This is a genomic window from Nocardia sp. CC213A, from assembly GCF_030766805.1.
Classification (GTDB): domain Bacteria; phylum Actinomycetota; class Actinomycetes; order Mycobacteriales; family Mycobacteriaceae; genus Nocardia; species Nocardia otitidiscaviarum.
Window position 1 is genome coordinate 149,906 of sequence record NZ_JASFXA010000013.1, and the last position, 21,234, is coordinate 171,139.

Annotated in this window: 15 protein-coding genes; 7 read left to right on the forward strand and 8 right to left on the reverse strand. The window is 70.5% G+C overall.

Annotated elements, in window-relative coordinates:
• Nucleotides 1-75 precede the first annotated feature (75 nt).
• Nucleotides 76-1,251 (forward strand): amino acid deaminase/aldolase, encoded by a 1,176-nt coding sequence (locus QJS31_RS23485; protein ID WP_372341754.1) that lies wholly within the window; start codon nucleotides 76-78, stop codon nucleotides 1,249-1,251.
• On the opposite strand, the gene QJS31_RS23490 is transcribed toward QJS31_RS23485, so the two are convergent.
• Nucleotides 1,248-5,390: a bifunctional RecB family nuclease/DEAD/DEAH box helicase gene (locus QJS31_RS23490; protein WP_306357692.1), complete on the reverse strand. Its 4,143-nt coding sequence runs from the start codon at nucleotides 5,388-5,390 to the stop codon at nucleotides 1,248-1,250. The genes QJS31_RS23485 and QJS31_RS23490 overlap by 4 nt on opposite strands.
• A 634-nt stretch (nucleotides 5,391-6,024) precedes the next feature.
• Between QJS31_RS23490 and QJS31_RS23495 the strand changes: the two genes are divergently transcribed.
• Nucleotides 6,025-6,558, forward strand: a complete 534-nt coding sequence (locus tag QJS31_RS23495; protein ID WP_282779428.1) for a gamma carbonic anhydrase family protein — start codon at nucleotides 6,025-6,027, stop codon at nucleotides 6,556-6,558.
• A gap of 42 nt (nucleotides 6,559-6,600) precedes the next feature.
• Here QJS31_RS23495 and QJS31_RS23500 read toward each other — a convergent pair whose 3' ends face one another.
• Together QJS31_RS23500 and QJS31_RS23505 are read right to left on the reverse strand one after the other, a co-directional pair.
• The gene (locus tag QJS31_RS23500) at nucleotides 6,601-7,242 is read right to left on the reverse strand and encodes a phosphoribosyltransferase (RefSeq protein WP_282779430.1); all 642 of its coding nucleotides are present in this window, start codon (nucleotides 7,240-7,242) and stop codon (nucleotides 6,601-6,603) included.
• A 496-nt stretch (nucleotides 7,243-7,738) separates the two neighbouring features.
• Entirely contained in the window at nucleotides 7,739-8,611 is an 873-nt protein-coding gene (locus QJS31_RS23505) for a carbon-nitrogen hydrolase family protein (protein ID WP_306357693.1), read from the reverse strand.
• A gap of 441 nt (nucleotides 8,612-9,052) precedes the next feature.
• On the opposite strand from QJS31_RS23505, the gene QJS31_RS23510 reads away from it, so the two are divergent.
• On the forward strand, nucleotides 9,053-10,828 hold the full coding sequence (locus QJS31_RS23510; protein WP_282779433.1) for a DEAD/DEAH box helicase: 1,776 nt from the start codon (nucleotides 9,053-9,055) through the stop codon (nucleotides 10,826-10,828).
• A gap of 672 nt (nucleotides 10,829-11,500) precedes the next feature.
• Here the strand turns inward: QJS31_RS23510 and QJS31_RS23515 are convergent.
• Nucleotides 11,501-12,247, reverse strand: a complete 747-nt coding sequence (locus tag QJS31_RS23515; RefSeq protein ID WP_306357694.1) for a hypothetical protein — start codon at nucleotides 12,245-12,247, stop codon at nucleotides 11,501-11,503.
• A gap of 232 nt (nucleotides 12,248-12,479) precedes the next feature.
• Here QJS31_RS23515 and QJS31_RS23520 point away from each other — a divergent pair, with 232 nt between their 5' ends.
• Both QJS31_RS23520 and QJS31_RS23525 read left to right on the forward strand, forming a co-directional pair.
• Nucleotides 12,480-13,649 (forward strand): acyl-CoA dehydrogenase family protein, encoded by a 1,170-nt coding sequence (locus QJS31_RS23520; RefSeq protein ID WP_143979591.1) that lies wholly within the window; start codon nucleotides 12,480-12,482, stop codon nucleotides 13,647-13,649.
• A 9-nt stretch (nucleotides 13,650-13,658) separates the two neighbouring features.
• Nucleotides 13,659-14,780, forward strand: a complete 1,122-nt coding sequence (locus QJS31_RS23525) for an acyl-CoA dehydrogenase family protein (RefSeq protein WP_306357695.1) — start codon at nucleotides 13,659-13,661, stop codon at nucleotides 14,778-14,780.
• Nucleotides 14,781-15,031: 251 nt separating this feature from the next.
• Here QJS31_RS23525 and QJS31_RS23530 read toward each other — a convergent pair whose 3' ends face one another.
• The gene (locus QJS31_RS23530; RefSeq protein WP_306357696.1) at nucleotides 15,032-15,562 is read right to left on the reverse strand and encodes a hypothetical protein; all 531 of its coding nucleotides are present in this window, start codon (nucleotides 15,560-15,562) and stop codon (nucleotides 15,032-15,034) included.
• A gap of 314 nt (nucleotides 15,563-15,876) precedes the next feature.
• Here QJS31_RS23530 and QJS31_RS23535 point away from each other — a divergent pair, with 314 nt between their 5' ends.
• Nucleotides 15,877-16,137, forward strand: coding sequence for a hypothetical protein (locus QJS31_RS23535; RefSeq protein ID WP_282779440.1), 261 nt, complete (start codon nucleotides 15,877-15,879; stop codon nucleotides 16,135-16,137).
• Here the strand turns inward: QJS31_RS23535 and QJS31_RS23540 are convergent.
• From QJS31_RS23540 to QJS31_RS23550, 3 genes are all read right to left on the reverse strand, one after another.
• Nucleotides 16,124-17,056 carry a hydroxymethylglutaryl-CoA lyase gene (locus QJS31_RS23540; RefSeq protein WP_306357697.1) on the reverse strand — a complete coding sequence of 311 codons (933 nt, stop codon included), beginning with the start codon at nucleotides 17,054-17,056 and terminating at the stop codon, nucleotides 16,124-16,126. The genes QJS31_RS23535 and QJS31_RS23540 overlap by 14 nt on opposite strands.
• Complete coding sequence (locus QJS31_RS23545; protein WP_306357728.1) at nucleotides 17,053-18,264, reverse strand: CaiB/BaiF CoA-transferase family protein; 1,212 nt, start codon at nucleotides 18,262-18,264, stop codon at nucleotides 17,053-17,055. Before QJS31_RS23545 ends, QJS31_RS23540 begins: the two co-directional genes overlap by 4 nt.
• Nucleotides 18,265-18,386: 122 nt before the next feature.
• Entirely contained in the window at nucleotides 18,387-19,157 is a 771-nt protein-coding gene (locus QJS31_RS23550) for a deoxyribonuclease IV (protein ID WP_282779444.1), read from the reverse strand.
• A gap of 201 nt (nucleotides 19,158-19,358) precedes the next feature.
• Between QJS31_RS23550 and QJS31_RS23555 the strand changes: the two genes are divergently transcribed.
• Nucleotides 19,359-21,173 carry a protein kinase gene (locus tag QJS31_RS23555; RefSeq protein WP_372341805.1) on the forward strand — a complete coding sequence of 605 codons (1,815 nt, stop codon included), beginning with the start codon at nucleotides 19,359-19,361 and terminating at the stop codon, nucleotides 21,171-21,173.
• Nucleotides 21,174-21,234 lie beyond the last annotated feature (61 nt).

A 21,234-nucleotide genomic window follows, 5' to 3' on the forward strand; every position in this document is an offset into this window, starting at 1 on the left:
ACAATCCAGGAGTGGGCGGGTTCGGCACGTCCAGAATGCTGGACGGATGACCAGTTTCGTGGTTGAGTGGCCTGTGTGACCGATTCGTCGCTGATCAGCGGGCTGCACGCGGCCACCGCCGATCTGGATCCGCCGCTGGCCGCCGTCGACCTCGCCGCCCTGCGGGCCAATGCGAACGACCTGGTACGCCGGGCCAACGGCGTACCGATCCGGGTGGCGAGCAAGTCGGTGCGGTGCCGGGCCGTGCTGGAGGAAGTGCTCGGCAAGGACCTCACCGCCGACGGCGGCTTCGCCGGCATCATGGGCTACTCCCTGCGCGAGGCCATCTGGCTGGTGCGCGAGGGCGCCCGCGACATCCTGCTCGGCTACCCCACCGCCGACCGCGCCGCCCTGGCCGAACTGGCCGCCGACGACGCGCTGCGCGCGGCCATCACCCTCATGGTCGACGATGTCGATCAGCTGGACTTCATTCGCGCCGCCGTCGGCACCGAGCACGTGCACCCACGCGTCTGCCTCGACGTGGACGCCTCGCTGCGGATCGGCCCGCTGCACCTGGGAGTGCGGCGCTCGCCCATCCGCACCCCGGAGCAGGCCGCCACCCTGGCCGCCGCGGCCGTCCGGCGCGGCTTCGACGTGGTCGGCGTGATGACCTACGAGGCGCAGATCGCGGGCCTGCCCGATACGAATCCCGCTGTGCGCCTGGTGAAGAAGATGTCCGCGGCGGAAATACTGCGGCGTCGCCGCACGGTGCTGGAGGCGGTGCGCGCCGAGGTCGGTGAACTCGAGATCGTCAACAGCGGCGGCACCGGCTCCATCGAAGTGAGCATCGCCGACCCGGACGTCACCGAGGTGACCGCCGGTTCCGGGCTCTACCTGCCCACCCTCTTCGACGGCTACCGCAATCTGGCCCGGCGCCCGGCCATGCACTTCGCCCTGCCCGTGCTGCGCCGCCCGGCCCCGGGCATCGCCACCGTCTTCTCCGGTGGTTACATCGCCTCCGGCCCGGCGGGTGCGTCGCGGGTGCCGAAGCCGGTGTGGCCCTTGGGATTGAAGCTGATCGGCACCGAGGGTGCGGGTGAGGTGCAAACTCCGCTCACCGGCGCGGGTGGACTGCGCATCGGCGACCGCGTCTGGTTCCGCCATGCCAAGGCCGGTGAACTCTGCGAGCGATTCACCGAAGTTCACCTGGTGGAGAACGGCATTCGCACCACCGTGCCCACCTACCGCGGTGAGGGGAAGTGCTTCGGCTAGACCCGATCCAACTGCAGGAACGCCGCCAGATCCGACAGCTCCGCCGTGCCGCTGGGCAGATACTCGGTCAGCAGCGGTGAACGCACGATGACCGCCGCCCACATAGCGCGGGAGATGGCGCTGGTCAGCCAGTGCCGGGAGAGCAGCGGCGCGACCCCGTGCGGGGCGTCCTTGGGGGCCGAGGTGGTCATGGAGACCAGTACCACCGCGGCCTCGCGCCCCTGGAAGTGATCCGGGGTGCCGACGAGTACATCCTCGATTCGGGCGCGGGACAACGAGGTTCGAATCCGGGCCACCTGTGCGTGATACGGCGCGACCACCAGGATGTCGTGCGGATGCAGGCGGCGGGTCACGGCCCCGGTATGCCAGGGCAGACCGAGCAGGGTGCGCACCTGGCGCACGATTTCGCGGGCCTCCTCGGCGGATTCGGCGGCATTGCCGTGATGTTCGACCGTCACGGTGCGGATGCCGGGCGCGACACCGTCGAGTTCCCGTGCCAGCGTGACGGTTTCATTGGCCCGCAGCCGATTGTCGTAGCGCAGCCGCGACACCGGGCCGCACATGCGCGGATGCATGCGCCAGGTGCGGTCCAGGAAGTAGCCGTACTCGGCGGGCAGCGTCCGATGCGGTCCGATCAGCCAGCCCAGCACCGCCTCGTCCACCGGTTCCGGATGCGCGCCGTGCCCGGCGCGCGGCGCGGGATCGCCCACCAGCAGCAGGTTTCGGGCGCTCACCGCCACCGCGACGGTATCGGCCAGGGGGAAACGACCGGCGTCGGCGATCACCAGCAGATCCAGGCTGTCGCGCGGAATCCGTTCGGTATCGGTGAAATCGTCGGGCAGGCCGCCGACCACGCAGCCGTTGACGGCATTGTCGAGGAAGCGGGCATAGCGGTCGGCGTCGATGCCCAACCACTCCGGGGCCACCGTCTGCGCGTCCGCCTTGGCCACCAGTTCCGGCAGCACCCCGACCCGGACCACCGCGTCCAGCAGATGTTCCACCGCCACATGGGAGCGCGCCACCACGCCGACCCGCCACCGGTACCGGGTCACCAGGCGTTCCACCGTGCGGGCGGTGGTGTCGGTCTTGCCGGTGCCGGGCGGACCCTGCACCGCCACATAGGAATCCGCGAGATCCAGGACGGCCGCGGTGATGGCGGCGGCATGGTCGCCGAACACCTCCGGCAGCGCCCCACCCGACAGCAGCCGCGGCGGGCGGCGGCACAGCAGGTCGAAGGTCGCCGTCGGCGGCACCTCCGGCAGGGTCACCAGCAGATCGTGCGCCACATCCTCGATGGCGTCCTCCAGCCGGTCCGCACGCGCGGGCGGGCACGGGGCGATGGCTGCGGGCAGTTCGTCGAAGGGTTCGCAGCCCGCGGGCAGCAGTTCCACCACCCGCACCACATCGTCGAAATTGGCGTCCAGCGCACAGCCCAGCACGGTCGCGCGAGCCAGCGGGCGGCGGCCGGGGCGAGCCGGGATATCCGGTGTCGCACGGTCGTACAGGGTGACGACCGGGGTGCCGGGCGGGGGAGCGTGACCGGTGCCGAGCCGTCCGGTCAGGGTGAGGTAGCGGCGCATGGGATGCTGGCCGGTGCGGTGCCAGTTGGTGTCCACCGTGCCCCAGTCGGCGATGAGCACGCCCGGGGTGTCGGCCCATTCCTCCACCGGATGGTCGAGGCGGTCCGCGTGCGCCCAGCGCAGCGGGCGACGCTCACGGCGGTGGTAGCCCAGGGCGGCGGCGGTCAGCGCGGCCGCCAGCCGGGCGTCCTCCCGCTGCCCGTCCACGTCGTAGGCCGCCCCGCCACCCGACCGCGCCGCATCGCCGCGGGCCGGGCCGGTCGCGAACTCCCGCAACGCGGCCTCCACCGCGGCGGGCACCGGCTCGGCCACCATCTCATCGGGCCGCCCCCGAGGATGAACGGCGTACCCCTCGGCCAACTCCAGCAGCCAGTCACGCAGCCGCGCCACGGCAACCCAGTCACCCGCACCATCCGCCGCGGCCGCGCAATCGGAATCGAGGTGCGCGAGCGCGGCGTGCTCCAGCTCGGTCAGCGCCGCCGCGGGCAGCAGGGACTCGGTGAGCCCCGCACCCGCGAAAGCCGCCTCCGCCCATACCGAGTCGGCCGGTTCGGCGACCGACATGAAGTCGTCGACTACGCGATACGGGCGAGACCCGGTTTCCCCGGATTCGGCGCGCACCGGCTGGGTCCATGCCGCATCGGCCTCGCAGAGTTCCGGCGCCGCGCTCCCCGCCCCCACCGCATCCGCTTGCCCGGTCCCAGCACGGTCGATTCGCCCGGTGCCAGCGACTTCGCTCCCCACCCCATCGACCCGGGACGCATCGACGAGTCCGTCATGGGTGTGCGGGACGTCGGCGTGCACTGCGTCGGCGCGCGCGATGCCGGTCGGCGCGGCCGCGGTCGATGTCGTCGCCGCTCCCGATTCCGATGCGGCGGTACCCGTATCGGTCGGCGCCGTTGCCGTGGCGGCCGTGTCTGCGGTCGTCGCGATTGCCGTGTCGGTCGTAGCCGTGCTCGCCGACGTCGCAACCACCTGCGTCGCGTCCACCGAGTCCACTGTGGTCAGGACGCGTGTGTCGCCGACGTCGGTGAGTACGGTGCGGTCCAGCATGGCCACCGCGGCGTGTGCGCGGTGGTGGCCGTGGGTGATCGGTGGGTGGTGGTCGGGTTCCGGTGGGCCGGGGGTGGTTTCGGGGAGGTCGTCGAAGTCGTTGGGGCCGAAGAGGTTCGGGGGCAGATGGTGCAGGCCGTAGGAGCGTTCGCCGACCAGCAGTGCCGCGCGCACGATGGGGTAGAGGTCGAACAGGAGGGGCAGCAGGGCGGCGACGATGTCCTCGCCGTCCGGGTGCTGGTCGGCCAGTCCGGCCAGCAGCGGTCGCAGGCCGCCGCGGTAGTGGTGGATGCGCAGTCCGGGATGATTCCACTGCCATTCCGCGAGGAAGTCCAGCAGGGCCGCAGCATCGTCGGCCGGGTAGGGGCCGCGGGGCTCGTCGGCGCGGTCGTGGATCACGAAGGTGCGGAAGATGTTCTCCGGTTCCCCGGAACCGATGGTCACCAGCAGATCCGTGGCGGTCCCCGCCTCCGGCGCGGTGACCGAGACGAACAGGTCACCGGCGGTGGGTGCGGGCAGCCCACCCAGCGCGTCGGCATCCAGCACGGTGTGGATCGGATGGCCCGTATGCTCCCGGTGCAACTGGAGTTCGGCCTGGCGGCGCAGCGCCGTGAAGGTGGGCGCGGGCACCCCCGTCACCGCCCCGTCCGACGCGGCCAGCCGATCCACCGTCGTGATGCCCGCATCCCGCAACTGCGCCCGCACCGCCGGTCGCATCCCGGCCACCAGCAGCAGATCCCGCCGCGCCTCCAATTCGGCCGTGCAGGTGGTGCACTGCCCGCAGGCGAGGAACCGCCGATCGCCCCACTGCACCGGCAGCAACTCGTTCAGCTTGGCGTCGAGGATCGACGTCAACCGCGCCCGCCGCGCCCGGTACACGACGGCGATATCGGCCAGGGTGTGCGTGCTCGCCGCCCCGCCGAGCCAGAGCCTGGTATGCGGCGCGGGCCGGAAGCCGGTGCGCTGCAACGCATCCGCACAGGCGGCATGTTCCAGCAGGGTGCCGATTCGCGTTCGGCGGCTGGCGACCCCGGCGGTCAGATAGTCGTGTGCTTCGGGAGCGCCGTCGCGCAGCAGGAAGTCGCACCCGACAGCGAAGTCCCCCTCGAACAGCACCGGATGCGCGACCACCTCGGCATCCGCCCGCAGCGCCGCCACGGTGGCCTCGTGCGCGGCGGCGAGCGCCGCGACAATCCGTCCCGGGTCCGCATGCCCGGCCGCCGGATGGCGAAGCGCCGCCGTCGGCCCACCACCCTCGAACGTCATCCGGTGGTCGTACTCCGTGCGGATGCGCACCAGGCCGCTGCCGTAGCGATCGCGCAGGTCCGCGAGGCGGTGCTCGCGCTCGGCGTCCGCCGGGCGCGGCAGGACGCCCGGTGCGCGGTACTCCACCGGCCCCAGCAGCCCCAGTTCGGCGTCGAGCGCGCGCAGCAGCGCGAACTCGCAGCGCGCCGCCTCCACCAGGTCACCGGTGCTGCACACGACACGATCACCGAACAGAATCAAGCGCGGCCCTCCTGTGCCTTTCTCGCCGACACCCGCACCCGGTCCACGCACCCTTGCGTGCCGAGTCGCGCAACAGCGTAGTAAGTGGAAGCGGACCGGTGTGTTACGAGGTAGCGGCCGTTTCACCCCCCGCCCCGCCCCCTTCCATCCCCCGTCGGCAACCGCTCCCGGGCGACGTTGCGCGACAACACGACTCGTCCCCCCGCCCCGCCTCACCCCCGCGGCCGCCCCGCCCACAACCCCGCAACCCCGCCCACCACGTCGGCGTGTCGCACCTCGCGCGTCCCCGCGCTTGCCGCGAGCGGGAATCCGTGGCGGCATCGTGCGAGCAGGCCCCGCCACCAGTCCCCCCTCGATGGTGAATGCCTCTGGAAGGATTGGCGCCGTGCCGTACTTCGTGGGACCCGGGGGCGATTGCACTACCGGCACCGGGACCCGCGCCCTGCTGGTGTGGCCCGCGCCCTGCTGGTGTGGCCCGCGCCCTGCTGGTGCGGATCGCGCCCCCCTGGTGCGGCCCGCGTTCCGACTGTGCCGCCCGCGCTTCGACTGTGCCGCGCGCTCCGAACACCGCGAACCGCAGGGATTTTCGATCCGGGCGGTCGGCTTACTGGCGATGGGGGTTAGTTTGTACGACGTGCCACTCTTCGAATTCGAGGGAAAGCGGCCGGTGGTCGATCCGACCGCCTTCGTCGCGCCCACGGCGAGCCTCATCGGTGATGTGCGGGTCGAGGCGGGAGCCTCCATTTGGTACGGCGCGGTGCTGCGCGGGGACTGCGGCCCGATCATCGTGCGGGAGCGGGCGAACGTGCAGGACAATGCGGTCGTGCACGCCCCGCCGGAGGTGACCGTGGAGATCGGGGCGGGCGCGACCATCGCGCACAGCGTGGTGTTCCACGGCGCGACGGTGGGAGCGGAATCCATTGTCGGCAACGGCACCACCGTGCTGGATATGGCGACGATCGGCGCGGGGTCCATGATCGCCGCCCACTCGCTGGTCGCTCCGGGGACCGAGATTCCCGACGGTGTGCTCGCCGCCGGGTCGCCCGCGCAGGTCAAGCGGCCCATCGCGGGTACCGCCGCCGAAGGCTGGGTCAAGCTCAATCCGTCCTACTACGCGGAGCTGGCGCAGCGGCACCGCACCGGTGTCACCGAGGTCGCCGCCGACTGAGCGCCGTCACCGTGCGGCCTCCGCCGGGCATCCTGGCCATCCTCACCTCCCCGGCCGCGGCCCGCGCAGCAACTCCACGACCTCCTCGTCGGTGAGCTGATGGAAATCCTCGTAGGCTCCGCCGACCCCGCCGAGGTGGCGTGGCACCAGCGGGCAGACCACGTCGTCGGCGCGGGCACGGATGCGGTGCAGCGCCTCGGCGGACGACACCGGCACGGCCACGATCAGGCGGCGTGGACCGTGCAGTCCGGCGATCTCGCAGGCCACGGCCACCGTGGCGCCGGTCGCCATACCGTCGTCGACGATCACGACCACCCGGTCCCGCAACGGCAGGGGTGGAACGGCGCCGCGCAGCAGTTCACGGCGGCGCTCCAGTTCCGCGCGCTCGGCCCGCTCGACCTCGGCGATCTGCGCGTCGGTGACACCGGTGTGCCGCACCACGTCGTCATTGAGAACCCGCACCCCGTCCTCGCCGATCGCGCCCATGGCCAGCTCGGGCTGCCACGGCACCCCGAGCTTGCGGACCAGCAGCACATCGAGGTCTCCGCCGATCTCGTCGCGCACGGCGGCGGCCACCGGGACCCCGCCCCGGGGCAGCCCCAGCACCAGCGGATTCATCGCGCGCAGGTGCCGAAGCGATCCACCCAGCGCGCGACCGGCGGCGACTCGATCCGGATAGATCATCGCCCCCAGTCTAGGCGTGCTCCCCGCCACCAGCAGGATTCCCGGTGACCGAACGGAATCGGCTCGGGCCGACGCGGGCCCGGCTCACCGGGTAAGCCGAATGCCGCGCAGCGATCGACCGGGTGCCGTGCCGTCAGCGCGGCGGGCGGCGCGGATCGTGAGTAGTCGGCGCGAATCCGCGCGACCCGAAGCCCCCCGTACCACCCGCCATGGTCGCCACCGTTGCCCGCGAAGTGCCGTCATCGGTCGGCGACGGCTCCCAGCGGGTACCCATATCGAGCAGGTTGACGAAGGGAGCCACCCCGGCACGGGTTCGGGAACCGGCGACGCGGACCGCTGGGTTGGTCTGTGGGCTTGACAGGCACGGTTGGCCGGGGCGGTGCGGGGGCAGGTCGGCTGGTTCGGCGGGTGAGTCGTCGGCATGCGGGGGCGGGCGGCTCCGTGTGCCGAGGCGGGACTGGCACGCGGGATTCGGGGGGCGGTGGCGAATGCGGGTTCAGTCGGTGCCGATGGTGAATCTGCGTAGCGACAGGCTCGGGTTGGTGGCGCGCACGCTCTCCAGGTATTCCACGTCGATGCGGGCCGTGGCGATGCCCGCGTGCTCGCCGAGTTCGGCGACCACGCCGCCGGTGGGGTCGACGATCATGGAGGACCCCGCGCCCTTGGGCGCGCACTGGTCGGCGGCGGCCACGTACACGGTGTTCTCGATGGCGCGGGCGCGCAGCAGGGTGGTCCACTGATCGACCTTGCCCGGTCCGGGAATCCACTGCGCGGGCAGCAGCAGCACCTGCGCTCCGGCTTCGGCGATGCGTCGACAGCCCTCGGGGAAACGCAGGTCGAAGCAGGTTTGCATACCGAACACCACACCGTCGACGGTGAAGGTCTGCGGCGGGTCGAGCGGCCCGGGCAGCACCACCTCGGACTCGCGGAACCCGAAGGCGTCATAGAGGTGCACCTTGCGGTAGATCGCGGCGAACCCCGCCGCGGGCGTGGCGGCGACCAGGGTGTTGAAGATGCGGTCGGCAGGCAGGTCACCGCCCGGCGCCTCCGCCACGCCCGCCACCAGGTGCACCCCGAATTCCGCTGCGATACCCCGTAATCCGCTCACGAACGGTCCGGTCAGCGGCTCCGCTATCGCCACCACCCGCTCATCCAGCCGCTTCACCGAGTACATGGAGTACTCGGGCGCGACCACGAGCTTGGCCCCCAGCTCCGCTGCCGCCCGCACCTCCTCCCGCAGCGCCGCGAGATTTGCCTCGACATCGGTGCCGGGTCCGAATTGGATCACCGCGATATCCACGGTGGCCCCGGCGGGGGATTCGTCGGCCGGGTGCACGGCGGTGGCCGGTTCGTGGGCGAAGGCGCTCATGCACACAGAAGTACCCGATTCCGGCGTCCGGCGACACCGGGAACGTACGCGCGACGGCCCGCCGCCCGAGGGTCGCTGCTGCACCACCCGCGGAACCGGTGGAGCGTGTGCGGTGGAACACCGCGGCGTCTACGGACGGCCGGACGTGGTGCTGCGGTGTGTACGGAGGTCGCGGTGTGTACGGAGGTCGGCGATGAGGTGGGCGAGTCCGGTGGCGGCGGTGTCCCGGGTGATGTAGGCGGCGGGGTGGTGGAGGCTGCGGTGTGCTCGGGTGCGGCGGGGCGGCTGGGGTGGGGATTCGGGGTGGTGGTGGAAACGGCTGCCGGGGCTGGGGATTCGGGTGGTACCCGGGTATGCGATGCCGACCGTTCGGTTACCTGGGTCTCACCCGGTCGGCCCGATGGTCGGGGCGACCACTGCCAAGCAGTAAACTTGCGGCCAATGAGCACCTCACCGGCCGACAGCGTTTCGATCGACGACGAGAGGGACGCGACCGGCCCGTCCTTCGCCGATCTGGGCATCGATGACCGCATTCTGCGGGCCATCGCCGATGTCGGCTACGAGTCGCCGTCGCCCATCCAGGCGGCGACCATCCCGCCGCTGCTCGACGGCGCGGACGTGGTGGGGCTCGCGCAGACCGGCACCGGCAAGACCGCCGCGTTCGCGATCCCGATCCTCATGGGCCTGCAAGTCTCCGGCAAATCGCCGCGGGCGCTGGTCCTGGCCCCGACCCGCGAACTGGCCATCCAGGTGGCCGAGGCGTTCGAGCGCTACTCCGCGCACATGCCCGACCTGCATGTGCTGCCCATCTACGGCGGTCAGAACTACGCCGTCCAGCTGTCCGGGCTACGTCGCGGCGCGCAGGTCGTGGTCGGCACGCCCGGTCGCGTGATCGACCATCTGGAACGCGGCACCCTGGACCTGACCCAACTCCAGTACCTCGTGCTCGACGAGGCCGACGAGATGCTGAAGATGGGCTTCCAGGACGACGTGGAGCGCATCCTGCGCGACACGCCCGAGTCCAAGCAGGTGGCGCTGTTCTCGGCGACCATGCCGACCGCCATCCGCAAGATCTCCAAGCAGTACCTGCACGACCCGGTGGAGATCACGGTCAAGGCCAAGACGGCCACCAACACCAACATCTCCCAGCGCTGGGTGCAGGTGTCCTATCAGCGCAAGCTCGACGCGCTGACCCGCATCCTCGAGGTCGAGCCCTTCGAGGCCATGATCATCTTCGTGCGCACCAAGCAGGCCACCGAGGAGCTGGCCGAGAAGCTGCGCGCCCGCGGGTATTCCGCCGCCGCCATCAACGGCGACATCGTGCAGGCGCAGCGTGAGCGCACCATCGGACAGCTGAAGTCCGGCGCGCTCGACATCCTCGTCGCCACCGACGTCGCCGCCCGCGGCCTCGACGTGGAGCGCATCTCGCACGTCGTCAACTACGACATCCCGCACGACACCGAGTCCTACGTGCACCGCATCGGCCGCACCGGCCGCGCCGGGCGCAGCGGTGAGGCGCTGCTGTTCGTCGCGCCGCGCGAACGCCGCCTGCTCGACTCCATCGAACGCGCCACCCGCCAGCCGCTCACCGAGATGCAGCTGCCCAGCGTGGAGGATGTGAACACGCAGCGCGTCGCCAAGTTCGGCGACATGATCACCGAGAACCTGTCCGCGGCGAACCTGGCGCTGTTCCGCAAACTCATCGAGGACTACGAGCGCGAGCACAACATCCCGCTGGTGGATATCGCCGCCGCGCTGGCCGTCGGCTCGCACGACGGCGACAACTTCTTCATGGAACCCGATCCGGAGCCCGAACGCCGCCCCCGCGAACGCGGCTCCCGCTCCTTCGAGGGTGACCGTCCGCGCCGCGAAGGCCCGTCCCGCCACCGCGCGACCGGTGCCGAAATGGCCACCTACCGCATCTCGGTCGGCAAGCGCCACAAGGTGGTGCCCGGCGCCATCGTCGGCGCCATCGCCAACGAGGGCGGCCTGCGCCGCAGCGACTTCGGCCACATCAGCATCCGACCCGACCACAGCCTGGTCGAACTCCCCGCCGACCTGTCCTCGGAGACCCTGGACGCCCTGCGCCGCACCCGCATCAGCGGCCAGCTCATCCAACTCCAGCTCGACTCCGGCCCGCCCGGGCACCGGCCGCTGAGCCGCACCCCCCGCCGCGACGGCGGCAAGCGCTTCGACCGCCGCAAACCCCGCGCCTGAGCTGGGTTCGATTTGCCCTCCGCTGCGCTCCGGGCGGATTCGCTGTGTTCGATTTGCCCTCCGCTGCGCTCCGGGCGGATTCGCGGCGCTGGAGGTCCCGGTTCTTCCCTCCCTCCGCTCCCCCGCTTCGCTCCTCCGCTCCGGTCAGTCCAGAACCGGGACGCGCCGCGAATCGGAAGGTGACTGGTCAACGGCTGGTCGCGAGCACTCGCGCTGGCGGTCAGCGCCCGATACCCGGCAGACCGCACCGCCCGACCATCCACCGCCCTCACTGGGGGCGAGGGGGAATCTGTGGCGGCATGGTGCGAGAGCGGTCCGCCACCAGTTCCGCCTCGGCGAAAGAGTGTGCGCCGCGGGGCGGCCGTAGGCGCGGCTGAGCGGAACGGTCCCGTATGGGATCGCGGGTCGGGCGCGCGGACATGGCGGTCGCACGGGCCGTGGGGATCCACCGGGCCGTGCATCGCGCAACCGGTGGGTGGGCTGGTTCGAGTGCACTCCGTGACGCCGACAGAAACCGCTGGTAGTGGCGGTGGGCGTGGGTGGCGGCGCAGCCCACCGGTACGGCGCGAGTCTGCCGGTTCGGGCGGGCTCGGGTGGTGTGGGGTGATGCCGTAGCGGGCGAACCCGCAGGGTTGTGGCGGGCTCTGATGCCGGGTTCGGCTGGGGCCGTGGTCAGTTCGGCGCGGGGGTGTCGGCCGGGGCTGCGGGGGCGGGTTGTTCGGGGGCGCCTGCTGAGCCGGAGTCGGCGGGGGGCGGGGCGGGAGTGGCCGGGTCGGCAGGGGTTTCCGGGGCCGGGGGCGGGAGGTCGGGGACGGTGAAGAGGCCGACGGTGGGGGTGACCACGCAGCGGGCGCCGGGGTAGTCGATGGTGCCCCAGAGGGAGGCGATGATGTTGCCGGGGCCGGAGTCGACGGTCTTGGAGAGGCTGGGGAGGTTGTACTCGGAGACGTCGTCGAGCATGTTGATCCCGCTGCGGCCGTTGTTCACGTTCAGCCAGACCACGCTGAGTCCGGAGGCCAGCGGCATGCCGGAGTGCTGGGCGACGGCCTGGAAGCGGATGGTGCCGGGGGCGGCGCCGAGGCTGTCGGGGGTGCCACCCGCGATGGCGGAGGCCGCGGTCAGGCTGAGCGGCATAGTGGTGCCGCAGCCGATGGTGGGTGCCATGTAGGCGAACGGCGCGAACGCCACATTGCCCAGCTTAGCGGCGGTGATGAGCTGTGCGGCCTTGGCAGTGGAGCGCACCGCGGCCTCGGCGTCGGCATTGCCGTCGGCGGTGTCGGTGAGCTGCTGGATGGCCGCGTCGACGGGTGAGGGCTGCGGCTCCGCGGGTTCGGCGTGGGCGACTGCGGTCGTGCCTAGCGCCACCGTGGCCGCGATGGCGGTCGCGGACGCGGCGCGGCGGAGGGTCCTGCCGTTCACTCGTATTGCTCCTCGAGATTTCGATGGGCGCGGCCACCGGATGCCTTTCCGGGGCGCGCTGATCCCTCCGCAAATTACCAGCCGGGTGCCCGGCGTGGGGGATGAGCCCGCGCCGCCGGTGTGATGCGAGTGACAGACCGACCATTACCCAGTGGTAGCTTTGAGACACCCACTTGGCCGTGTCTTTTAAGACCGAGACACGGAACACATACGGCGACCGCCTGGAGACGCGATGAAGCTAGCTCTCTCACCCGATGAGGTGACATTCCGGGACGAACTGCGCGAGTTCTACCGGACCAAGATCCCGGCCGAGATCCGCGACCGCGTGAAGTACGGCCGCGAACTCTCCCGCGAGGACATCGTCACCACCCATCGGATCCTCAACGAGCACGGTCTCGCGGTGCCGAAGTGGCCGGTGCAGTGGGGCGGGCAGGACTGGTCGCCCATGCAGCTGCACATCTGGGAGGACGAGATGCAGCTGGCCTCGGTCCCCGAACCGCTCACCTTCAACGCCCAGATGATCGGCCCGGTGATCGCCCAGTTCGGCTCCGAGGAGCTCAAGCAGCGCTTCCTGCCGCCGACCGCCAATCTCGACATCTGGTGGTGCCAGGGCTTCTCCGAGCCCGACGCCGGTTCCGATCTGGCCTCGCTGCGCACCACCGCCGTGCGCGACGGCGACTCCTACATCGTCAACGGCCAGAAGATCTGGACCACGCTGGCGCAGTACGCCGACTGGATCTTCTGCCTGGTGCGCACCGACCCGAACGCCAAGAAGCAGGCGGGTATCTCGATGCTGCTGTTCGATGTGAACACCCCGGGCGTCACCATCCGCCCGATCAAGCTCATCGACGGCCACCACGAGGTGAACGAGGTCTTCTTCGAGAACGTCCGGGTGCCCGCCGATCAGCTGGTCGGCGAGGAGAACATGGGCTGGACCTACGCGAAGTTCCTGCTCGGCAACGAGCGCACCGGCATCACCGGCGTCGGCCGCACCAAGGTGAAGCTGGGTTTGGCGAAAGAGTATGCGGCCCAGACCAAGTCGGGTGGCGGCACGCTCATGGACGATCCGGTCTTCGCCGCCCGGGTCGCCGAACTGGAGAACGAACTGCTGGCGCTGGAGCTGACCCTCATGCGCGTGGTCTCCCAGCCGCTGGACGGCAAGCCGAATCCGGCGTCGTCGGTGCTGAAGCTGCGCGGCACCGAATTGCAGCAGGCCGCCACCGAACTGCTCATGGATATCGCCGGACCCGACGCGCTGCCGGTGCACGCCGCCGACATCGCCTCCCCGGAGTGGGCGCAGATCACCGGACCCACCTACCTCAACTACCGCAAGACCAGCATCTACGGAGGGTCGAACGAGGTGCAGCGCACCATCATCGCCTCCACCATCCTCGGACTGTGAGGCGCCGCCATGGATTTCGAACTCACCGATGAACAGATCATGCTGCGCGACACGGTGCGCGAGGTGCTGGCGCGCACCTACGACCCGGAGTCGCGGCTGAAGATCACCGACACCGATCTCGGCTGGAGCCGCGACGTGTGGGGGCAGCTCGCCGAATTGGGCGTGCTGGGACTGGCTTTCAGTGAAGCGGACGGCGGTATGGACGCGGGCCCCGTCGAGACCATGGTGGTGCTCGAGGAGATCGGCCGCTGCCTCGCGCCCGAACCGCTGCTGGACGCGGTGCTGCTGCCCGGGTCGCTGGTGGCGAGTGTGGGCACCGTCGAACAGCGGCAGCGGGTGCTGCCCGAGGTGGTCGGCGGACAGCGGCTGCTGGCCTTCGCGCACGAGGAGCCCGGGCTGCGGTGGCCGTCCGCGGAGCTGTCCACCACCGCTGTGGCACAGGGGGATTCGTATGTGCTGACCGGTGTGAAGAACCCGGTTCCGCACGGCGATTGCGCCGACACCCTGGTGGTCAGCGCGGCGCTGCCCGACGGCGGCACCGGACTGTTCCTGGTCGCCGCGGATACGGTGGCGCGCAAACCCTTCCGCACCTTCGACGGCCGGCGCGGCGCACAGCTCGAATTCGATTCCACCCCCGCCGAAGTGCTCGGCACCGGCGGTGACGCCCGGCCCGCCATCGACGCGGCGCTGGTTCAGGCGCAGGCCGCCCTGTGTGCGGAATCCCTGGGCGCGATGGCGGAATCGCTGCGACTCACCACCGAATACCTGAAGACGCGCAAGCAGTTCGGGGTCACGCTGTCGAAGTTCCAGACCCTGTCGCAGCGGGCCGCGGATATGTACGTCTCGCTGGAACTGGCCCGCAGCATGAGCTACTACGCCACCGCCGCCCTCGCCGACGGCACCGTGGATCCGGTGATCGCTTCCCGCGCCCGCCTCCAGGTCGCGCGCGGGGCGCGGCACATCGGCCAGGAGGCCGTGCAGATGCACGGCGGCATCGGCATCACCACCGAATACCCGGTCAGCCACTACGTCGCCCGGCTGACCGCCATCGGCCGCACCCTCGGCGGCGACCTGGAACACCTCCGGGTCCTCACCGACCGCGTCGCCGATTACGGTCTGGTCGAAATCTGACCGGATTCCTCGCGAACGCCGGTGGCCCCTCCGAAATCGGAGGGGCCACAGTCATTTCCGCCGGACTTCCGCGCCCGCACCGCCGGCCCGCGACGCGCCCCGTCCCTACCGCCGAGCGGGAACTGGTGGCGGACCGCCCTCCGTCCGATGCCGCCATGGATTCCCGCTCGCCCTGAGCGGATCCCTTCCGGGATCGCGGAGGTCGGTCGCGTGCGCCGCCGCACGCCCGCCGGCCGGGGATGGTCCGGGGGCTACTCCCCGCTCTCTTCGTCCGGGAAGGTCGGAACCACGGTGGTGGGCGGATCCTCGGTGGTGGTCGGCGGCTCTTCGGTGGGAGGTCGGGTGAGCGTCTCGGTGCGCTCGGTGGTGCTGGGGGTGGGGCGGGTCGTGCGCGGGGTGGTCGGGCGGGTGGTGCGGGTGGTGGTCTCGGTGTCGGAGTACTCGCGGTCCTCCTCGCGCTCGACCGCGACGGTGGTGGTCGTGGTCGTGGTGCGGCGCGGGGGGCGGTCGGCGGCGACGCGCCAGGTGGGGGAGGGTGGGATGACGATGACCGGGGTGGTGGTGGTGCTGGAGCGGGCGTAGCCGGTGGGTGCGGCTTGGAGATCGGCGTTGAGGGGAGGGGGCGCGACGTAGGTGTCTTCGCCGTCGAGGCCGCAGGAGCCGATGAGGACGAGGCCGAGGGAGACCGCTCCGGCGGCGGCGACCGCGCCCATCATAGGGGCGGGCAGTCGTCGCGAGCGGTGCTCGTCGTGATCGTCCGCGCGGCTGTTGCTGCCGTCCATCGGTGAGCTCTCCTCATTCATCTCGAGTGGGGCTCACCCTAACGGAGGCCGCCCGCCGAGGCCACGCGGGCGGTCGGTTCGAATCCCGTCCCGCGCGGTGGGTTCCGCTGTCACAAGATAATCTCAAACAGCAGTAATTCACATATCGAATTGGTCAACTCTGCGTGTTGCGCGTCCGTGTCGCCTGGACATTCCGTTGCCTACCCGTAATGTGTGACCAAAGTTACATGTGAGACGCCCGGAATTAGCTGAGGGACGCGCGCAGGTTCACGAAGTCATGAGCGCCGAATTCGGGGGGCGTCATCTAGGAGTAGATGATGGGAGCTTCCTCGACATCCCCGCTGCGCACGGCCGCGCAGCCCGTGGAATCTCCGGATTCCGCGGCGGACCGGCCGCGGCGGATGACCGAGATCCTGGCCCGGGCGCTCGCCTGGTTCATATTCCTCGGCGGCCTGGTGGGCGCCGGATTCGGAATCGCCGGACTACATGTCGAAATCACCGTCGCCGGATTGATTCTGGCGTGCACCGCGGGTTTGGTGCTGTTACGGCTACGCGCGGACTTCAGCCGCGGATAACCCATTCGAACGCCTGCGCTTTCGAGCGCGCACCCTCGACCGTCCGGGACCGATTGGGCTCGCCGAGTTCGGTCAGCAATGCTTCGGACGTCCGCACCAGCTCACCGAGCACCGACGGGGTGAACCAGTCCGGCCGGGTCGCGAACAGCAGATCCTCACTCGAGGTGTTGCCGCTCGCCCCCGGCGCGAACGGGCACCCGCCCAGCCCACCGAGCGACCCGTCCACCACATCGGCCCCGGCCGCGGCCGCCGCCAGGGAGTTCGCCACGCCCAGGCCCCAGGTGTCGTGGCCGTGGAAGACGATGCGCCGCCGTGGATCGCGGGCGCGCACGCCCGCGACCAGGGCGGCCACCTGCTCGGGATGCGCTTGGCCGAGCGTATCGGCGAGCACGATGTCGTCCGCGCCCGCGGTGCGCGGATCCGCGGCGATGGCCAGTACCCGCTCGGGATCCACCGGCCCGCCGAACGGACAGGTGAAAGCCGTGGCGAGACAGAGTTGAATCCGCCCGCCCACCGCGCGCGCCAGTTCGATGGCGGCGGGCATGGCGGCCACACTGTCCTCCGTCGCACGGCCGATATTGGCCCGGTTGTGGGCATCGGAGACCGAGAAGCAGTACTGGAAATTGCGCGCCCCCGCAGCGGCGGCCTTCTCCACATGCCGCGGAGTGGCGACCCAGAGCCAGCACCGCCGCAACTCCTCCGGACGCAGCGCGGCCACCACCTCCAGGCTGTTGGCCATGGGCGGCACCAGGTCCGGCCGGGCAAGGGAGCCGATCTCCAACTCCGGCACACCGAGTGCGAGCAGCCGCCGCACGAGCTCCACCTTGTGTTCGGTGGAAAGGACTTTGCCGGTGAGTTGCAGACCGTCGCGCAGGGTCACATCACGCAGCAGGGGCACCGCGCCGTCGTGCCGGTTCATCGGTCCGCCTCCAGCACCTCGATCTCGTCGTCGGTCATGCCGAGCAGGCCCGACAGCACCTCGCGGGTGTGTTCACCCAGATCGGGGCCGACCGACCGGATGGGCAGCGACGCACCGCCGATCACGGGCACAATGCCGGTGAAGCCGACCTCCTTGGGTTCGGGCTCGCCCACGTCCACGCGGAAGGGTTGGATCATATTGCGCGCCTTCAACTGTTCGTCGGCGACCAGGTCGGCGGCGGTGTAGATGGGCCCGCACGGGATTGCCGCCTCCTCGAGCACCTTCAGCGCCTCGTCGCGAGTGTGTCGGCGCGTCCACTCGGCGATGGCGGCGTCGAGGCGTTCGCGATGCCGCCAGCGTCCCGCATTGTCCTGTAGTTCCGGGTCGGCGGCGAGGTCCGGACGGTCGATGACCCGCATATAGCGCTGGAAGATGGCGTCCCCGTTGCCGCCGATGATGATGCTGGTGCCGTCGGCGCACGGGTAGGCATTGCTCGGCGCGATGCCCTCCATGCGCCCGCCGACACGTTCGCGTGTGATGCCGTAGGCGAGATAGTCCGGCACCAGCGATTCCATCACCGACAGGATCGACTCGTTGAGCGCGACGTCGATGATGCGCTGCTCCATGGGCACCCGATCCACCCGCTCGCGCTGGAACAGCGCCATCACGGTGCCGAAGGCCGCGTAGATGCCCGCGATGGAATCGCCGATGGAGACGCCCACACGCACCGGCGGGCGATCCGGATCACCGACGAGTTCGCGCAGACCGCCCACCGCCTCGGCGACGGCGGCGAAACCCGGGCGCTGCGCGAGCGGACCGGTCTGCCCGTAGGCCGAGATCCGCGTGATCACCAGCTTCGGATTGGCCGCCGACAGCACCTCCGGTCCCAGCCCCCACTTCTCCAGCATGCCGGGCCGGAAGTTCTCCAGCAGCACATCGCACCGCTCGATGAGCTCGAGCACGATCCGCCGCCCCGCCTCGGTGCGCAGATCCAGCGTGATGGACTTCTTGTTCCGGTTGACGGTCCGGTACAGCATCGAGGTATCGCCGCCGTACAGCCGCCAATTCCGCAGCTCGTCTCCGGTTTTGGGGCGCTCGACCTTGATCACCTCGGCCCCGAAGTCCCCGAGGATCCGCCCGGCGGTCGGCGCCGCGACGTAGTTTCCCAATTCCAGCACCCGCACCCCGTCGAGCGGTCGAATCTCCATCGTCACACCGTGAACTCTAGAGCCGCCGACCGCGTGCCCGCCCCGGGTCGGGCCGATGCTGCGATTGTCGGACGCCGGGCACACACTCGAGTGCGGGTTGCCCGCGCGCGGCGGACCGGGGGCTAGCCGACCTGTTCGCGTAGGTAGGCCAGGTCGTCGGCGACGCCTTCGGCCGGGGTTTCCAGCACGATCGGTGCGTCCACGGCCTTGCACACCTCCACCAGGAGTTGCGGGTCGATGGTGCCGTCGGCGAGGTTGGCGTGCCGGTCGGCTCCGGAGTCGAAGGCGTCGCGGGAGGAGTTGAGGTGTACCAGGTCGATGCGGCCGGTGATGGCCTTGATCCGGTCCACGATGCCGAGCAGTTCCTCACCGCCGGCCCAGGCGTGGCAGGTGTCCAGGCAGAAGCCCGCGTCGTAGTCGCCGACGGCCTCCCACAGCCGCGCGATATTGTCGAAATGCCGGGCCATGGCATGATTGCCGCCCGCGGTGTTCTCGATGAGGATCGGCACGGCGAAGCCGCCCTTGTCCTCTTGGCGCTGGAACAGTTTGCGCCAGTTCACGATCCCCTCGGCCATCTCGGCATCGGAGCGCACGTGGCCGCCGTGCACCACCAGCCCGAACGCGCCGAGTTCCGCCGCCGCCTTCGCCTGCTGCGCCACCGCGTTGCGCGACGGCATGCGTAGCCGGTTGTTCACGCTGGCCACATTGATCTGGTACGAGGAGTGCACCACCACCTCGATCGGGCTGGCCTTGATCTCATCGGTGCGCGGATGCGGTGTCGGCTTTTCCCAGCTCTGCGGGTCAACCACGAACATCTGGATGACATCGGCCCCCAGCTTCTCCCCGAAGCCGATGGGGTCGCTGTCCATCCGCACGTGTGCTCCTAGACGCATGGTGGTCAGCGTATCGACCCCCACCGACAACCATGCCAAGCGATCCATAACTGTTGCGTAAGCGGCCCGACGGAAGATAAGTCCGTAGACCTACACGGCCCCACAGCTGGATTCGGGTGGTAAACAATGATGCGGCACACGCCGCGAACCCGCCCCGGAGCGCAGCGGAGGGGCGAATTGAACACGGAAGTGGGATTAGCCATGCTGTCCAGCGGTGACGTTTTCGCCGGCTATGTCATCGAGCGCCAGCTGGGCCGCGGCGGCATGGGCTCGGTGTACCTGGCCAAACATCCGCGCCTGCCCCGGCTGACCGCGCTCAAGCTGCTGAACCGGGACATGGTGTTCGACAAGGAGATCCGCACCCGCTTCGAGCGCGAGGCCGATCTGGTCGCCCAGCTCGACCACCCCAATATCGTCACCGTCTACGACCGGGGCATGGAGGACGGTCAGCTGTGGATCTCCATGCAGTACATCGACGGCCCGGACGCGGCCAGCGTGGACGCCCGGACGCTGCCCCCGGAGCGGGCCGTGCAGATCGTGGCCGAGACCGCCGACGCGCTCGACTACGCGCACCGCAACGGCGTCCTGCACCGTGATGTGAAACCGGCGAACATCATGCTCGCCCGCGCCATCGGCGGTAAGGGCGAGCGGGTCTACCTCACCGACTTCGGCATCGCCCGGCTCCGCGACGACACCGGCCACCTCACCCAGACCGGAACCTTCACCGCGACCCTGGCCTATGCCTCCCCGGAACAGCTGACCGGCTCGGCGCTGGACGGCCGCTCCGATCAGTACTCCCTCGCGTGCAGCCTGTTCTGGCTGCTCACCGGTGCGGGACCGTTCGCGGCCACCAATCCCGCCGCCGTCATCCAGGGCCATTTGCAGAATCCGCCGCCGCCGCTGAGCACCGCGCGCCCCGGTCTGCCGCCCGCCCTGGACGTGGTGCTGCACAAGGCCATGGCCAAGCGTCCCGACGAGCGCTTCGACAGCTGCGCCGAGTTCGCCGCCGCCGCCCGCCGCGCCCTGGCATCGCCGGGCGCGTCCGCCGTGCCGCTGTCGAATCCGAACACCGCCCCGCCGCAGCTGCTCCAGCAGTTGCGGCCGCCCACGCAACCGCCCACCGCGACGGCAGCGCCCACGCCGTACCAGCAGACCGGCACCGCGCCCACCGCGTACCAGCAGCCCGGCACCGCGCACACACCGTTCCAGCAGCCCGGCACCACCGCGGGCACGCTGACCCCGCCGGCGCAGCCGAATTACACCGCGCCCCGCCAGGCCAACCAGTACACGCAGCCGGGGTACACCCCGCCGCCCTCCTTCCCCGCGCAGCAGTTCGCGGGTAGCGGGGCGCCGCCATCGGGACCGCCGCCCCAGGGCTTCCACGGGCATCCGCCGCCGGGCAAGTCCAATGCCGGGTTGATCATCGCCGCCATCGTGGGTGTGGTCCTGCTGCTGGTCGTCGCCGTGGTGGTGATCGTCGCGGCGAGCGACAGCGGCACGACCACCACCTCGGGCGGCACCACGACCACGACCGCGGCGACCACCACGGTGGTGGCCGACCGGCCGGTCGACGCACAGTCCCTGATCGCCGAATTCCCGAACATGGTGCCCGCCACCGCCTCCGCCGATGTGGGCTACAACGGGGCCAGCTGCTACCTGGCCGATCCGAACAGCCCGCCGGACAAGACCGAGGGCGAACCCGACTTCAAGACGTGGGCGGTGCAGTGGCGCTGCTTCGGCGGCGCCGACAACGCCGACCCGTTCTACCGTCTCTACGCCTACGCCACGGCGGCCGAGGCGCAGGCCGTGGTCGCCGCGCTGGCGCCGGACCAGCGGACCACCGACACCAACGGTGGCAAGACCTACACCAACTACCAGTTCGGTGGCGACCGGCCGCGCATGGTCACGGTGTTCACCGGTGACGACAACCGCACCCAGTACCTCATGTACACCGACGGCATCGTGGGCACATTGGACGAGGTGCTGACCTGGTGGCGGTCGGCCCCCCTGAACTGACGGCTTGCGCGAAAGCCCGCGATTCACCCGTTGTCGTGGGCTTTTGTGAATTTCCTGAGGG